This window comes from Streptomyces sp. NPDC096136 (assembly GCF_044763325.1).
Classification (GTDB): domain Bacteria; phylum Actinomycetota; class Actinomycetes; order Streptomycetales; family Streptomycetaceae; genus Streptomyces.
In genome coordinates this window covers 137,270-153,049 of the sequence record NZ_JBIWFZ010000017.1, presented here as the reverse complement: position 1 = coordinate 153,049, position 15,780 = coordinate 137,270, and the positions used below count along the sequence as shown (strand labels likewise).

Genomic DNA, 15,780 nt, shown 5'->3' with positions numbered 1-15,780 from the left:
CCCGAGCCATCGAGCCGACGGGGTGGCCGAGGCGGTCGACCGGCTCCATGACGAGTTCACCGACCTGCGACGCAGGATGTTCTCCGGACCTCGCGGACCTACCGCCAGCAGCTGGTCTTCGCCGAGTTGGCCGGTCGACGCCGCAGCTCGGCGAATTCGACACCTCCGGCGCCTTCGGCTCGGCGGGCGGCGGTACTCGTCTGACCACCTACGCCCGCCTGTACGCCTGCCTGCCCGCAGGGGGAGTTCCTGCCGGCTCTCGCGGTCGCGGTCGCCGATGAGACGCTGCGTTCCGCCAGTGCTGGGCGCTGCACGCGGTGGGTGCGGTGGTCGACGCCGTGGGAGCGGACAGTGTGCGGTTGTCCACTGTGCGGCACCAGCAGTCATGCCCCGCACGACTGCCTCAGACCGCGGCGGACCGCGCCCAGGTGCTCCGCGCCATCCTCGGACGGCTGGAGGCTCTGCACGGCCTGCACGTGCACGCGCAGGCCGTGCAGAGCCTCCGTCTTCCTGGCGCCTTCGCTCGGGAACCGTCCGCTGACCGGTACCGCCTTCGCCTCCTTGCGGCGCAGGTGCAGGGAGGCGGCGCCGAGCGCCTCGACGGCTCCGATCGCTTTGCCCTACTGCGGAGAGAAGCACTCGGCTCCCCGGGCCATGCCCGGCGCGGCGGCCTTCCAAAGGTCCGGCCGACCTTCGTCAGGCCTGCCGCCAGGAACGCCACCGACGGCTGACGACCCACCGCGCCCGCGCCACCATTCCCCGACGGCTACCGGGCGCCCGCCGCGGGGCGGACGACGATCTCGTTGACGTCGACCTGCGGCGGCTGGGCCAGTGCGTAGGCGATGGCGTCCGCGATGGCGGAGGCGGGCAGGGCCACCGCCCGGTAGCCGGCCATCTCCTTCCTGGCCACCGGATCGGCGATGTGGTCCGCCAGCTCGGATTCGGTCACGCCCGGGGAGACGACCGTGACCCGGATGTCGCCGCCCGATTCCTGCCGGAGGCCCTCGGAGACGGCGCGGACGGCGTACTTGGTCGCGCAGTAGACGGCGGCGGTCGGCGAGACCTCGTACGCGCCGACCGACGCGATGTTCACGAAGTGCCCGCTCCCCTGGGCGCGCATGAGGGGAAGGGCCGCGGCGATGCCGTGCAGCACCCCCCGCAGGTTCACGTCGATCATGCCGTCCCAGTCCGCGATCCGCAGCGCCTCCAGCGGGGACAGCGGCATCACGCCCGCGTTGTTCACGACCGCGTCGACCCTCCCGTACAGCTCCTGGGCGGCGCGGACGAACTCCGCGGTATCGGAGGCGTCCGTGACGTCCAGCCGCCGGAAGGCCGCGGTGCCGCCCTCGGCCGTGATCTCCGCCGTGACCGCGGCCAGCCGGTCGGCGCGCCGAGCGCCGAGGAACAGGCGGTGGCCGTCGGCGGCGAGCCGGCGCGCGGTGGCCTCGCCGATGCCGCTGCCGGCCCCGGTGACGGCGACGACCTTGGACGTGTTGTTCATCTGCGGAACTCCTCTGCGACGTGCGCCGCCCGGTGCGGCGTACGGCCCGGAGTCTGGCCGGGTCGCAGCCGCGCCCACCAGGACGGCTGCCGCCTGGGTGCACCGCACCCACGCGGCGGTGCGGTCCGCGGCCTACCCTGTGCCCATGGCCGGCACCCACAGCCCCCTCGGGGAGTTCCTCCGCGCCCGCAGGGCGGGCACCAGCCCGCAGGACGTGGGCATGACCAGCCACGGCGTGCGGCGGGTCCCCGGGCTGCGCCGCGAGGAGGTCGCCGTCCTGGCCGGCGTGAACGCCGACTACTACACCCGGCTCGAACAGGGGCGGGAGCGCAACCCCTCGGCCCAGCTGACCGAAGCACTCGGTCGCGCCCTGCGGCTGGACGCCGACGGCCTGGCCCACCTCCACCGGCTGGCGGGCACCGCGCCGAGAACCGCGCGGGCGCGTACCGCGGACGCGCTCCCTCCCGGACTGTCGCAGCTCCTGGACGGCCAGCGGGACGCCGCGGCGTTCGTGATCAACCGCGCCCTGGACGTCCTGGCCGCCAACCCACTGGCCCAGGACCTGCACGCACCGTTCGAGCGGATGGACAACCTCGCCCGCATGGTCTTCCTCGATCCGGCCGCCCCGCGGTTCTACACCCGGTGGGCGGACACGGCGGAGGCCACGGCGGGGCATCTGCGCCGGGCCGTCGGCGCCCATCCACACGACCGGTGGCTGGGGGAACGCGTGGACGCCCTCCGCGGACGCAGCGCGGACTTCGACCGGCTCTGGAACCGGCACGTGATCCGTGAGAAGACCCAGGGCACCAAGGAGTTCCTGCATCCGCACGCCGGTCCGCTCAGCCTCACGTACCTCGCCTTCGACGTCCGGGCGGCACCCGGGGACCTGCAGCTCGTCGTCTACCAGGCGGCCCCCGGCAGCCCCGGCGCCCGGGCCCTGGCCCTCCTCCGGCGAGCGGGTGCCCCGGCCGCCCGGCGCGGCGGGTGAGCGTCGTGCCGGGTGCGCGGGGCCTTGCAGACGCCCGCCGCATCGACCGGACGGGCCACGGATGCGATTCTGGTTGGTGCGTGTCCTCACCCGCACCACGACTGCGCCGATGCCGCGGGTGGGCGAAGGAGGTCCGGCCATGGTCGCGTCCGAGGCGTTCCGCACCGGGCACGCGCCCGTGCGGGTGGTTCCCTCCGAGCCGGGCGGTCTGCTGGACGTCCTGAGCGTGGCCGCCGTGGTCCTGGACGCCGAAGGGCGGATCACCTTGTGGAGCCCCCAGGCGCAGGAGCTGTTCGGCTGGTCCGCGGCGGAGGCGCTGGGCCGCTACGCGGCCGAACTGCTGGTGGCCGACGAGGACGTCGACCTGGTCCTCGAACTGTTCGCCAAGGTCATGGGCGGTGGCGGCGCCTGGGCGGGCGTCTTCCCCGTGCGCCACAAGGACGGCACGACGAGGCCCGCGGAGTTCCGCAACATGCGGCTGCAGGACGGGCAGGGCGGCGTGTACGCCCTGGGCATCGCCTGCGACGAGGCGGTCCTGCGGGACGTGGAGCGCGATCTGGCGCTGTCGGTGCCGCTGGTGGCCCAGTCTCCGCTCGGGCTCGCCGTGCTGGACACGGGCCTGCGCTACGTCCTGGTCAACCCGACGCTGGAGCGGATCAACGGCCTGCCCGCCGAAGAGCACCTGGGCCGTACGCCCCGGGAGGCGCTGCCGTTCCTGGACACGGACGTGATCGAAGCGTCCATGCGGCAGGTCCTGGACACGGGCGTGCCGCTGCTGGACCAGTTCGGGACCGGGCGCACTCCCGCCGACCCGCACGGGGAGCGCGCCTGGTCGGGGTCGTACTACCGGCTGGAGGACCCGGGCGGACGGGTGATCGGCGTGGCCCTGGTGGTCATGGACGTCACCGACAGCCACCGTGCGGCCCGGGAGGCGGCCGAGGCCCGCCGACGCCTGGACCTGATCGCCCGGGCGTCGGTCACCGTGGGGACCACGCTGGACCTGGAGCGGACGGCCCACGAACTCGCCGACGTGATCGTGGCCGACCTGGCCGACCTGGCCTCCGTCGACATCCTCGACTCCGTCCTCGAAGGCCGCGAGCCCCCGGCCCCCGGCACCCCGCCGGGGCAGGCCCTCTTCATGGCCCTGGCCTTGGCGAGCTCCTACGAGACGGCCGCCCTCCGCGCCGCGGACCCGGTGGGCGAGCGCACCACCTACCCGGCCGAGCGCCTGGTCACCCGCTGCGTCACCAGCGGGCATCCCGTCCTCGTCCCGCACGTCACCGGGGCCGACCTGACGCGCATCGCGCGCGACGCGGCGGCCGCGGACCTCCTCGCCCGGGAGGGCGCGCACTCCTACCTGGCCGTGCCCCTGCGCGCCCGCGGCCAGGTCCTCGGCGCCCTCGGCCTCCTGCGCACCCGCGATCCGCGCCCCTTCGGCCGCGACGACGTCACGCTGGCCGGGGAGCTGGCCACGCGCGCCGCCATCGCCATCGACAACGCCCGCTGGTACCAGCGCGCCGCCGACACCGCCCTGACCCTCCAGCGCCACCTCCTGCCGCACCCCCCGCCCCGGGCCGCCGGCCTGCGGATCGCCTACCGCTACCAGCCCGCGGCGGCCGCCAGCGGGATCGGCGGCGACTGGTTCGACGCCATCCCCCAGCCCGAGGACGGGACCGCCCTCGTGGTCGGCGACGTCATGGGGCACGGCGTCCACGCCGCCGCCACCATGGGGCAGCTGCGCACGGCCACCCGCACCCTGGCGGACCTCGGCCTCGATCCGGCAGAAGTCCTGCGCCACCTCGACCACATCACCGCCGAACTCGACGGGACCATGGCGACCTGCGTCTACGCCACCTGGGACCCGTACCGCTCGCGCTGCCGCGTCGCCCTGGCCGGCCACCCGCCGCCCGTCGTCGTCCGGACGGGGCGGCCCCCCGAGCTGGTCGACCTTCCGGTGGGCGTGCCGCTCGGTACGGGGGGTCTCGGCGACGCCGGGTTCGAGAGCACCGTCCTCGACCTGCTGCCCGGCGACCGGCTGGTCCTGTACACCGACGGCCTCGTCGAGACCCGTGACGCCGCCCTGGACGACCGCTTCGACCTGCTGCTCAGCCTCCTCTCCGCTCCGGGGCTCTCCCCCGAGGCGGCCTGCGACCGGCTCCTGGCGGCCCTGCGCCACCGTGACGCCGCCGACGACGTCGCCCTGGTCATCGCCCAGGTGGACACCCACCCGCCCGCGGCCGGTGCCGGCCCGAGCTGACGGGCGGCCCGGGGGCGGCTCCGGCGCCGTCGGAGCCCTCCGCCGGGCCCGGCGCCGTCCACCGCCCGGCGGTTCAGTGCCGCCGCTCGAATCCCGCCAGCAGTCCGCGGGGGTCGAAGGTCACCCGGATCCGGGTGACCTTACCCTCCTCGACGTGCATCCAGTTCGCCGTCGGGGCGGGCGGCGCCACGCTCGTGCAGAGGTCGAACCAGGTGACCACTTCATCGCCTTCCACCACCCGCACCTTCACATCGATCTTCTCCAGCACCCGGCCGAGCCCCTTCAGTCCGGTGAGCGCCTCCTCCACCCCCGACGCCGTTCCCAGTGCTCCGACGAATGCGACGTCCTCGGCCAGCACCCCCCTCAGGGCTTCGAAGTCACCCGCCTCCCAGGCGGCGAAGTAGGTCTCGGCAAGCTCGCGCGCGGTCTTCGTCGTCGTCATGCCTCCATCCTCCAGGCACAGTTTTGATCCGTCCAACAGATGGAGCGGATGGGATCTATCATTGCTGGATATGGAAATCCATCAGCTGCGCTACTTCGCCGCGATCCTGGACGAAGGCACCTTCACGGCCGCCGCCCGGCGCCTGCACGTCAGCCAGTCCGGCATCAGCACCCAGGTGGCCAAACTGGAGTCGGAGCTGGGCCAGCAGCTGCTCGACCGGTCCGGCCGCCGCGTCCGCCTCACCCCGGCCGGTGAGGCCGTCCTCCCCCTCGCCAAGAACGCCCTCGCCACCCTCGAGGCCATCCGGCACACCGCCGCCGAGTTCTCCACCGCCGTCCGGGGCCGGGTCCGTCTCGGCATGATCACGGGCTGCTCGATCCCGCCCTTCCTCGACACCGTCGCCGACCTCGGCCGGACCCACCCCGGCATCGAACTCAGCCTTCACGAGGGCCACTCCGACGACCTCCAGACCCAGGTCCTCTCCGGCCACCTCGACCTGGCCCTGATCGGCTACGCGGGCGACGCGGCCCCTGGCCTGGAGGCGAGCACCGTCGTCGACGAGCCGATCGCCGCCTTCGTCCCGGCCGGGCACCCCCTCGACCGGACGGAACTGCGCCTCGCCGACCTGCGCGGCGAGAAGATCCTCTCCCTCTCCCCGGGCACCGGCATCCGCGCCGCCTACGAGGACTCCTGCCGCCGGATCGGCCTCGAGCCGCGCGTGGACATCGACGCCAGTTCCCCGGCCGCGCTGCTCCGCCTCGCCGAGCGCGGCGCGGGCGCCGCCGTCCTCAGCGCGTCCTCCGCGCAGGGCTCCGGCCTGCGCACCGTCCGGCTCACCGACGCCGCCACGCACGCCCGCCTCGCTCTCATCACCCGCAGGGGCCAGCGCTCCCCCGCCGCACAGCTGCTGCACACCAGGCTCCTCGCCGCACTGAGAGCCGGCTAGCGTCCTGAACCCCCGCCTGCGGGAGCCTCCGCGGCCCGCCGCGCTCGCGCGATCCCGCGGCCGCCCCGGGGCTTCCCCTACCGGCGTCCGGGAGGGCGCGCGTCCGGCCGCCCCGGTCAGTGTCCGGCGGCGGCCTTCACCAGGGCCACGGCCAGGCCGATCGCGGCGTCGAGGCCACCGGCCAGAACGGCGGCCAGGATGCCGCCTCCCATGCGCACGCCCCCGTAGCAGCCCCAGCCGAACAGACCGGCAACGCTCACCACCGCCGCGGCCAGCAGCGCCGTGTCGACGGCCATCGCGCCCACCGCGGCGGCGGCGACCAGCACCAGCGGGCCCGCGGCGGACAGCAGCAGCGGACTGCTGACCGACAGCATCTCGCGCAGCTCCCGCCCGGTGGCCAGCCTGCCGTGCACCACCCGGTGGGCCTGCTGGTCGGCCACGACCGCCGCCAGCCACAACCCGACGGCCGTCGTCACCAGCGTCGCGGCGGCGCCGGCCGCGTCGACGTGTCCGGCGGCCCGCAACCCGATGACCACCGAGACCATCGTGATCGTCGCGTAGATGCGCTCCTTGAGCAGGGCGGCCTCGAACCGCGGGTCCCCCGTGCCCCCAGGCCCTCCGGCAGTGCTGTCGTGCCCCATGGGGCCACCCTAGGCCGCGCGTTCCGGTACGGCGGGTCGCCGGCGCCGTGTGTCGCCATGTGTCGCCGGCGAACACTGCGGATCGGAGCACTCCGCCCCTGCGTCGCACAGGACGTCCAACAACCCTTTCCACCTGTCTCTTTGACGGCACGTCACAACGTCTAGGGTGGGGCACCGTGACGAACGACAGCGATGACGTACTGACCCCGCTCAACCCACTCGACCCGCGCGAGACCTCCGGCTACCGGCTCCTCGCCCGGCTCGGCGAGGGCGGAATGGGCACCGTGTACCTCTCCCGCACCCGGGGCGGGCAGCCCGTGGCGTTCAAGGTGATCCGCCGCGAGTACGGCCAGGACCCGGACTTCCGGCGCCGCTTCGAGCAGGAGGTGCGGGCCGCGCGCCGGGTGCAGGGCTACCACCTGGTGCCGGTCGTCGACCACGACACGACGGGGCCGCTCCCCTGGATCGCCTCGGCCTTCGTCCCCGGCCTGACGCTGGCGGACGCGCTCGCCTCCTGCGGTCCCCTCCCCCTGCCCGCCGTCTTCCAGCTGGTCGGCTGTACGGCCAGGGCGCTGGGCTCCATCCACGCGGCGGACGTCGTCCACCGCGACCTCAAACCGGCCAACATCCTGCTCGGCTCGACCGGCCCGTACGTCATCGACTTCGGCATCGCGCGGGCGGCCGAGAGCACACAGCTGACGCACACCGGCGGCATCGTCGGCACCCCGCAGTACATGTCACCCGAACAGGCCCTGGGCGAGCACGTCACCGCGGCCGCCGACGTGTTCTCCCTGGGCCTGATCGCAGCGGTCGCGGCGAGCGGCCGGCACCCCTACGGCGAGGGCGGCGCGACCGCGCTCGCCGTGAGGATCGCCAACACCGGGCGGACGGCGCCCGATCTCAGCGGCCACCCGGCCGCGCTGCGGACCCTGCTGGAACGCTGCCTCACCGCCGATCCCGCGGCACGCATCACGACGGACGAGCTGGCCGTGCTGAGCGAACGGGCGGCGGGGCGGCCGCTGCGCGCGTTCGACGGCTGGCTGCCGGCGCCGCTCCTGGAGCGCATCGCCCGCCGGGAGGCGGCCGCCGCCCACCCCCCGGAGCCCACGCCGACCCCGACCCGCCCCGATGCCGGCGCCCACTGGTCCGGGCAGCCCACGGCGACGGCCCCGCCGAGACCCGGCCCGGCCCACCCCCCGCAGCCGCCGCACGGCCCCTCTGCGCGATCCCCCCGGCGGGCGCGCCCCGCCCTGCTCACCGCGGGCATCGCGGTGACCGTGGGCCTCACCGCGCTCGTGACCTGGGCGGTCGTCAGCCCGGACGGCGGCGCGGGCACGCCCGACGACGCCCGGACGGACCGCAAGCCCACCGGGGCGTCGGCCCCCGCCTCAGCGGCGTCCTCCGCGTCCTCCCCCTCTCCGTCCCAGCAGGCCGCGTACACGCTCGTCTTCGAGGACAAGCCCCTCACCCTGCGCGCACCGGCCTTCAACACCGGCACGCACGTCGACCTGGACGCACCGAAGATCTTCACCGACGGAGAGATCGGCAAGACCGCCGGAATGGAACTCACCTACCAGGACTGGGGCGACGCCGACCTGAGGTTCCTCACCCCCACGGGCAAGAGCGGCGGCACCACGCCCGAGGCGTGCAGGACCGGCGTGGACACCGACACCCTGCCGGCCGCACTCCCCCGGCAGACCCTGAACCTGGGCACGACCCTCGCCAAGGGCACCGTGCTGTGCACCGTCACCAGCGAGGGCCACCTGGCGATGCTGCGGATCAACGATGTGGTGCCCCCCGCCAAGGGGGGCGGCCTGTCGTCCGACATGCCCGACTACGTCACCACGCTGACCCTCTGGAAGACCGCCAAGTAGGCGGAACGCGCCCCGCCTCCTGCGGGGCGGCCGGTCGGCCGGGCCCTCCCCGGGGGGCCCGGCGCGGCGTGCGCGCCCGCGCGCGCGGCCCGCAGCAACATGGTGTTCACCGCACGGCGCGCCCGGGGCAACAACCGCTTCCTAGCGTGGCCGACCGCAGCGCAGCGCTGGCACCCACCCCCACCGGGAGGCGTCGCGATGAGCACCACCGAGTCACCCCAGACCGTGCCGGACACGGCGAGGACCGGTCCCGACCAGGCGGTCAAGGAGACGCTGGAGGACTACACCCTCCGTTTCGCACCCCGCGGTTACCGCCGCTGGACGCCCATGGTCGTGGCCACCACCGCCCTCGGCGGCATCGCCTACATGGCCGACTTCTCCATCGGCGCCGGCATCGGACTGGCCCACGGCACCGGCAACGCCCTCGTGGCCATCGCCGTCGCCGCGGTCGTCATCTTCGTCACCGGCTTCCCCCTGGCCTACTACGGCGCGCGCTACAACATCGACCTGGACCTCATCACCCGCGGCTCCGGCTTCGGATACCACGGCTCGGTCCTCACCGGCATCATCTTCGCCAGCTTCACCTTCATCTTCTTCGCCCTCGAAGGCTCGATCACGGCCCAGGGCCTCAGGCTCGGCCTCGGACTGCCGCTGTGGCTCGGCTACGCCGTCTCCACCCTCATGGTGATCCCGCTGGTCGTGTACGGCATGAAGGCGCTCAGCGGGCTCCAGGTGTGGACCACTCCGATCTGGCTGCTGCTCATGGTCGGCCCGCTGGTCTACCTGGTCGCCGAGGACCCCGGCACGGTCGGCCGGTTCCTGTCCTACGCCGGTACGGACGGCGACGGCGCCGTCGACGCCGCCTCCGTCATGCTCGGAGCGGGCGTGTGCCTGTCGCTGATCGCGCAGATCGGCGAACAGATCGACTACCTGCGCTTCATGCCTCCCAGGACCGAGGCGAACAGGCGCGCCTGGTGGACCGCGGTGGTCCTGGCCGGGCCCGGGTGGGTGCTGCTCGGTGCGCTCAAGCAGGCCATCGGCGTCTTCCTCGCCGTCTACGTCCTCGCCGAGGCCGGGCCGGCCGCCGCGCCCGAGCCCATCCGGCAGTTCCGCGGGGCCTTCGACGCGATGATGCCGCCCTGGGCGGTCGTCCCGCCGGCCGTGGTCCTGGTGGTCATCAGCCAGATCAAGATCAACGTGACGAACGCCTACTCCGGCTCGCTGGCCTGGACGAACGCCTTCACCCGCGTCACCCGGCACTACCCCGGCCGCATGGCATGTTCGGCTTCCTGGGCGGCGTCCTGGGCTTCTACTCGAACTGCGCGATCGCCTGGGTGGTCACCATCGCCACCGACATCGGCATCAACAAGTACGTGCTGAAGCTGTCCCCGCTCCGGCCGGAGTTCCGCCGGGGCATGCTCCACGCGGTCAATCCGGTCGGGGTCGTGGCCTTCGTCTCCGCCTCCGGCCTGTCGATCGCCGTGTACTTCCGCCTCCTGGGCGACGGCCTCCAGCCGTACTCGCCCGTGGCCGCGGCCGTCATCGCCTTCGTCGTCACCCCGCTGGCGGCGGTCGTCACCAAGGGCCGCCACTATCTGCGCCGCGCCGACGACGGCATCGCCGAGCCCCTGCTGGACGCCGACGGCAACCCGAGCGGGGTCACCCTCGACTGCCACGTCTGCCACCAGCCCTACGAGCGCCCCGACCTCGCGGCCTGCGTCGCCCATGCCGCGGTCGTCTGCTCCCTGTGCCTGAGCACGGACAAGACCGGCGAACACGTCCTGCCGGCGGCCCCGTAGACCGCGCCCGGTGGTCAGCCGCGGACGCGGCTGACCCGGCCCTCGTCCCACACCGGTTCGTCGGTCTCCACCACCCGGCCGTCCTCCCGGAAGACCAGGAACCGGCTGAAGACCCGGGCGAACCAGCGGTCGTGGGTGACGGCCACCACCGTTCCGGTGAATCCGGCGAGCGCCTGCTCCAGCGCCTCGGCCGAGATCAGGTCGAGGTTGTCGGTGGGCTCGTCCAGCAACAGCAGGGTCGCTCCGGCCAGTTCCAGCAGCAGCACCTGGAAGCGCGCCTGCTGGCCCCCCGAGAGGGTCTCGAAGTTCTGGCGGCCGGCGCCCGCCAGGCCGTAGCGGCTCAGGGCCGACATGGCGCCCTGGAGGTCCAGGCCGGGGCGGTCGCCCTCGCCAGCGCCGAGGATGTCGGCCGGGGTCCGGCCGGCCCACTCCGGGTGCCGGTGCGTCTGGGCGAAGAGCCCGGGCCGGACGCGCGCTCCCAGCCTGCACTCGCCCGTGTGGGCCACGGTCGCGGCCGTGTCGGGGGAGACCTCGTCCAGCAGGCGCAGGAAGTGGCTCTTTCCCGATCCGTTCGAGCCGAGCACGCAGACCCGGTCACCGAAGAACACCTCCAGGTCGAACGGCCGCATCAGTCCGCTCAGTTCGAGGTTCTTGCAGGTGACGGCGCGGATGCCGGTGCGGCCGCCGCGCAGGTCCGGTGCGACCCGCTGCCGGCGCGGCGGTGCGGGCGGCGGCCCGGCCGCCTCGAACTTCGCCAGGCGCGTCTGCGCCGCGTGGTACCGGGAGGCCATCTCGTCGCTGATGGCGGACTGCTGACGCAGGGTCCGGACCAGCTCCTTGAGCTGGTCGTGCTTCTCGCTCCAGCGCTGGCGCAGCTCCGCCGCCCGCTGCCAGCGGGCCTCACGGGCCTCGCCCCAGGTGGCGAACCCGCCGCCGTGGGTCCAGGCCGTTCCGCCCTCCAGGGTCACGACCTGGCCGGCCGTGCGGCTCAGCACCTCCCGGTCGTGGGTGATCAGCAGCACGCCCTGCCGGGTCTGGGTGAGCTGCTCCTCCAGCCAGCGCTTCCCCGGAACGTCGAGGTAGTTGTCCGGTTCGTCCAGCAGCAGCAGTTCGGCCGGACCGCGGAGCAGGGCCTCCAGGACGAGCCGCTTCTGCTCGCCGCCGGACAGCGTCGTCACCTCCCGGAACTGGGCGACCTGGAACGGGACGCCGAGGGCGGCGACGGTCACCGTGTCCCAGAGCACCTCGTGGTCGTACCCGCCGGCCTCGCCCCAGTCCACCAGGGCCTGGGCGTAGCGCATCTGGGTGCGCTCGTCCTCGGTCTCCATCATGGCGAGTTCGGCCGCGTCGAGGGCGGCGGCCGCCGTCCGCAGGGGCTGCGGGGCGACGGTGAGCAGGAGGTCCCGGACGGTGCGGTCGTCGCGCAGGCTGCCGATGAACTGCGGCATGACGGCGACGGCGCCCTGGCTGCGGAACGCCCCCTGCTGCGCCGGGATTTCGCCCGAGAGGGTGCGCAGGAGGGTCGTCTTGCCCGCACCGTTGTCGCCGATGAGCGCGACGGTCTGGCCTGCCGAAACCCGGAACGAGACATCGCTGAACAGCTCGCGTCCGTCGGGGAGGACGTGCCCCAGGGAAGCGGCTTCGAGGTAGCCCATGGGAGCAGATGCTAGCGGCCGGATTCCTTCGGGGCGATTCGGTTACGACGTCCCGGCTGGCGGGTTTTCGACCCTGTGGCGCATATCCAATTGCTCTCCACCGACTGTCGATTATGCGACTGATCAGGCTATTCACTCGTCGGTTTCGGGGCCCCGGCGATTCCTTGCAGCATGCACCCGCATGCGGAATGGTGGTGCTCGACGGGGACTTCGGGAAGCGTTCGCCGATCCCTCCATGGGCGGCTGCGCCTGCGTGTGTGCAGATGCGTGCGCCACACCCTCCTCCCCTTTTCCGGTAACGCCATTCCTCCACCGAAATGCGAGAGTCAGCCGATGCCGCCCATCCCCGCACCGCACTCCGCGTCTCCCTCCGATTCCCCGGGCACTGCCACCGTCGCACTCGTCGGGGCGGAATTCGGGTGGGGAAGTTCGGGAAAACTGAGCGCGGTGCTCTCCGCGCTGCGGGACCGTTCGACGCCTCCCCTGCGATTCGTCGGAATGGCATCGGGACTGGGCCGCCCCCTGCTCGCCGAACACGCGGTGGACGGCTGGTACGACCTGCCGGACGATCCCGGCCGAGCGGCCGCCTCGGTCGGGGAGTTCGTACGGTCGCAGGGGGTGCGGGCCGCCGTGGTGGTCCTCGACGGCGCGGCGGCGACGGCGCTGCTGGCCGCCGGTGTGCCCACCGTCTTCGTCGACAGCCTGCCCTTCCTCTGGTCCGAGGGCGACCGGGCCTCGCTGCCGCTGGACGCGACCGTGTACTGCGCCCAGAAGAGCGTCGAGCTGCCGCCCGAGTGCCGGAGCGTGCTGGCCGACGCCCGGGGGCTGCGCTGGGTCGAGGCGGTCATCGCCCGGCCCCGCGCCTCGGAGCCGGAACGGGGAGCCCGGCGGAGGGTGGACCGTCCGTACCGCAGGGCGCTGATCAGCCTGGGCGGTCTGCGCGCGCCGAACCTCCTCGCTCCGGAGCACTACCCGCGCCTGGTCGTCCCGGCCGCCCTCGAGGCCCTCGCCGCCCACGGGGTCGAGGAGGTGCACATCGCCGGAAACCTGCCCGGCGGCCTGGCGGGCGGCCTCGTCGACTCCTGCGCCGCCCCGCCGCGGACCACCGCCGGCCCGCTGGGGCACGGCGCCTTCCTGGAGCGGCTCGACGCCTGCGACGTGCTGCTCACCTCACCGGGTCTGACCACCCTGCTCGAAGCGGGCGGGCTGGGCGTCCCCACCGTCTGCCTGCCTCCGCAGAACCTCAGCCAGATCTTCAACGGCCGCTACCACAGCCAGGCGCTCGGGGCCCGGCTGCGGGTGCTCTGGCCCAAGGAGGTGCTCGTCGAGGACGATGTGCTGGCGCTCCGGTCGAAGGGCGAGGACCACGCTCTGGAACGGATCTACGGCGCCATCGGGTCCGCCGTACAGGGCGGGGGCCGTCAGGAGGTCGGCCGCGCCCTGCGCGACGGCGTCCTGGACGCGCTGCGCCGCTCCGCCGGCGTCGGCGCGTGGGACGCGCTCACCACCGCGGTCGGCACCCGCGGCTCGGCCCAGGTGGCCGACGCACTGCTCGAAGTCCTGGCCGCGTCCGGTCCTCCGTCCTGACGCGCCCGCACGGTCCGGCCGGCCCGGCGGCCGGCCCGCGCCGCCGGCCCGCGCCGCTCCCCCCGTACCGCCCCACCCGTCCCGTGAGTCGCCTGGAAGGTCTCCGCCCCGTGCGTACACGCGATCGCTACCTCTTCATCAGGATCCTGGAAGCCTGCAACGCCGACTGCTTCATGTGCGAGTTCGCCCTCTCCCGCGACACGTACCGCTTCTCCCCGGAGGACTTCGCCGACCTGCTGCCGAAGGCGAGGGACGCCGGTGTCGGCTACGTCCGCTTCACCGGGGGCGAGCCGCTGATGCACCCCGACGTGGTGGACCTGGTGCGCGCGGGCACGGCCGCCGGGATGAAGATGTCCCTCATCACCAACGGCGCGCTGCTGCCCCGCATGGCCGCCCCGCTGGCCGCGGCCGGCCTGGCCCAGGTGATCGTCAGCCTGGACGGCGCCTCGGGCGCCACCCACGACGTCTACCGGCGCACCCCCGGCCTGTTCGACAGCGGGCTGCGGGGCCTGCGGGAGGCCGCCGCGCTGGGCGTCCTCCCGAGGGTGAACACGGTGGTGGGACCGCACAACTACGCCGAGATGCCACGCCTCCAGGAGGTCCTGACGCAGGCGGGGGTGCGCCAGTGGGAGCTGTCCGCGCTCAAGCTCGACCGCACGATCACCTACCCCGACGCCGACCACGTCCGCGCCGTCTGCGATCCGCTCTACGACGCCGACCCGGCCGCCCTGCTGGTCCCGATGGGCAAGCGCTTCTACGGGGACACCCCGCGGGAACAGGAGCGGTACTTCACCGGCTCCGTCACCCCGCGCGCCGCCGAACCCCTGTGCCACGTCGCCGACGACGTCATCTACGTGGACGGCAAGTACGGGCGGATGTACGCGTGCAGCTGCATCCCGCACCGGGAGGGCGACGACGGGCCGGGCGGCGCGCCGCTGCGGGAGCAGGGGGTGGTCCGGCTGGACACCCCGGTGTTCCGGGCGCACGCCGACTACTTCCGCGAGCGCGGTCCCGAGGTGTGCAGCGGGTGCTCCACCACCGCCGCCGGATACAGCGACGACGTGGCGCGGCTGGGGACGGTGGGCGCATGGCACTACTGAACCCGTCCGGGGCCGCTCCGGCCGCGCCGGAAGGCGGCGCCCCCGGCCCGCGGGTGCTGCTGGGGGCCCGCGAGGACCGGCTGGACTCGGTCCTCGCCCTCGCCCGGGTGGCCGCCCACCTCGGGGGCCTGCGCCGGACCGGCCGGTCCGAGGGCGAACCCCTGCCGGCCGCGGCGCTGGTCTGCGACGACGCGGCCGCCACGGGGCGGCTCCTGGAGCTGGGCGTACCGGTGGTCCACCTGGAATCGGGGCCCGCCGGCCCGGACGACGGCGGAGCGCCGCCGGGGCGCGCGCTGGTACGGGTGCACCGGCCGGGGTGGCTGCCGCCGCCCGGCCCCGGTGCCCGGGGCGCCCGGCCCACCGGGATCCTCGCGCCGCGGCGCACCAGACGGAACCGGACCCGCTCGGGCACCCTCGTGATGCTGTCCCTGTGGGGCGTCCCGGATGCCGAAGCGGGGGCCTTCGCGGCGGGAGCGCTGCGCGAGCTGGCCGCTGCCGCGCTGCACCGCACCGGGAGCTGCACCGTGGTCGCCGACACCGGGCTCGCGGGCGTGCGGTCCGCGCTGGCGGCGCATCCGGGCGTCCGGGTGCTCCGGGCCGCCGAGGCGGACCCGGACGCCCTTCACGCCGACGCCGCCGTGTTCCTCGCCTCGCCGGTGCTCGGGGCACTGGCCCTCGCCCAGGCGCGCCGGGCGCCGCTGGCCCTGCTGGCGCCGTTGGGGGCCGCCCAGCGGGCCCTCGCCGCACAGGTCGGCGAGGTCCTGCCGCTGCCTTCGGCCGAGGACCCCGCAGACCCGGGCCTGTGGGAACCTCCGGCGGCCGGGCCGTGGCACCTGCTCGACCCGGCCCTGGACGACCTGCGCGGCGCGCAGCGGGTCGCCCGTACCCTCCGCCAACTCGCGCTCGCCCCCTGGTGAACCCCGCCCCGGGGGCCGCCCGCCCACGCCTCCCCGTCAGCACGCCGGTGCGGCCCCGCCGCTTCCGGCCCAC

Annotated in this window: 11 protein-coding genes and 1 pseudogene; 8 read left to right on the top strand and 4 right to left on the bottom strand. The window is 74.3% G+C overall.

The window, feature by feature from the left end:
• Positions 1-766 precede the first annotated feature (766 nt).
• Positions 767-1,501, bottom strand: coding sequence for an SDR family oxidoreductase (locus ACIRBY_RS28900; protein WP_403905861.1), 735 nt, complete (start codon positions 1,499-1,501; stop codon positions 767-769).
• 145 nt (positions 1,502-1,646) lie between these two features.
• On the opposite strand from ACIRBY_RS28900, the gene ACIRBY_RS28895 reads away from it, so the two are divergent.
• Both ACIRBY_RS28895 and ACIRBY_RS28890 read left to right on the top strand, forming a co-directional pair.
• Positions 1,647-2,489 carry a helix-turn-helix domain-containing protein gene (locus ACIRBY_RS28895; protein WP_403905859.1) on the top strand — a complete coding sequence of 281 codons (843 nt, stop codon included), beginning with the start codon at positions 1,647-1,649 and terminating at the stop codon, positions 2,487-2,489.
• A 139-nt stretch (positions 2,490-2,628) separates the two neighbouring features.
• Complete coding sequence (locus tag ACIRBY_RS28890; protein WP_403905857.1) at positions 2,629-4,746, top strand: SpoIIE family protein phosphatase; 2,118 nt, start codon at positions 2,629-2,631, stop codon at positions 4,744-4,746.
• A gap of 73 nt (positions 4,747-4,819) precedes the next feature.
• On the opposite strand, the gene ACIRBY_RS28885 is transcribed toward ACIRBY_RS28890, so the two are convergent.
• Positions 4,820-5,188: a nuclear transport factor 2 family protein gene (locus tag ACIRBY_RS28885; RefSeq protein ID WP_403905855.1), complete on the bottom strand. Its 369-nt coding sequence runs from the start codon at positions 5,186-5,188 to the stop codon at positions 4,820-4,822.
• A 70-nt stretch (positions 5,189-5,258) separates the two neighbouring features.
• Between ACIRBY_RS28885 and ACIRBY_RS28880 the strand changes: the two genes are divergently transcribed.
• On the top strand, positions 5,259-6,134 hold the full coding sequence (locus tag ACIRBY_RS28880; protein ID WP_403905853.1) for a LysR family transcriptional regulator: 876 nt from the start codon (positions 5,259-5,261) through the stop codon (positions 6,132-6,134).
• 116 nt (positions 6,135-6,250) lie between these two features.
• Here ACIRBY_RS28880 and ACIRBY_RS28875 read toward each other — a convergent pair whose 3' ends face one another.
• Positions 6,251-6,775, bottom strand: coding sequence for a hypothetical protein (locus tag ACIRBY_RS28875; protein WP_403905850.1), 525 nt, complete (start codon positions 6,773-6,775; stop codon positions 6,251-6,253).
• Between the two features lie 176 nt (positions 6,776-6,951).
• Here ACIRBY_RS28875 and ACIRBY_RS28870 point away from each other — a divergent pair, with 176 nt between their 5' ends.
• Both ACIRBY_RS28870 and ACIRBY_RS28865 read left to right on the top strand, forming a co-directional pair.
• Complete coding sequence (locus tag ACIRBY_RS28870; RefSeq protein ID WP_403905848.1) at positions 6,952-8,649, top strand: serine/threonine-protein kinase; 1,698 nt, start codon at positions 6,952-6,954, stop codon at positions 8,647-8,649.
• Positions 8,650-8,847: 198 nt separating this feature from the next.
• A pseudogene (locus tag ACIRBY_RS28865) lies at positions 8,848-10,448 on the top strand (purine-cytosine permease family protein).
• Positions 10,449-10,462: 14 nt separating this feature from the next.
• Here the strand turns inward: ACIRBY_RS28865 and ACIRBY_RS28860 are convergent.
• Positions 10,463-12,103, bottom strand: a complete 1,641-nt coding sequence (locus ACIRBY_RS28860; RefSeq protein ID WP_403905845.1) for an ABC-F family ATP-binding cassette domain-containing protein — start codon at positions 12,101-12,103, stop codon at positions 10,463-10,465.
• Positions 12,104-12,436: 333 nt separating this feature from the next.
• Between ACIRBY_RS28860 and ACIRBY_RS28855 the strand changes: the two genes are divergently transcribed.
• The 3 genes from ACIRBY_RS28855 (at position 12,437) to blsF (ending at position 15,707) form a co-directional block, all read left to right on the top strand.
• Positions 12,437-13,690 carry a hydroxymethylcytosylglucuronate/cytosylglucuronate synthase gene (locus ACIRBY_RS28855; RefSeq protein WP_403905842.1) on the top strand — a complete coding sequence of 418 codons (1,254 nt, stop codon included), beginning with the start codon at positions 12,437-12,439 and terminating at the stop codon, positions 13,688-13,690.
• Positions 13,691-13,800: 110 nt separating this feature from the next.
• Positions 13,801-14,790 carry a cytosylglucuronate decarboxylase gene (blsE, locus tag ACIRBY_RS28850; RefSeq protein ID WP_403905839.1) on the top strand — a complete coding sequence of 330 codons (990 nt, stop codon included), beginning with the start codon at positions 13,801-13,803 and terminating at the stop codon, positions 14,788-14,790.
• Positions 14,778-15,707 carry a CGA synthase-related protein gene (gene blsF / locus ACIRBY_RS28845; protein ID WP_403905835.1) on the top strand — a complete coding sequence of 310 codons (930 nt, stop codon included), beginning with the start codon at positions 14,778-14,780 and terminating at the stop codon, positions 15,705-15,707. Before blsE ends, blsF begins: the two co-directional genes overlap by 13 nt.
• Positions 15,708-15,780 lie beyond the last annotated feature (73 nt).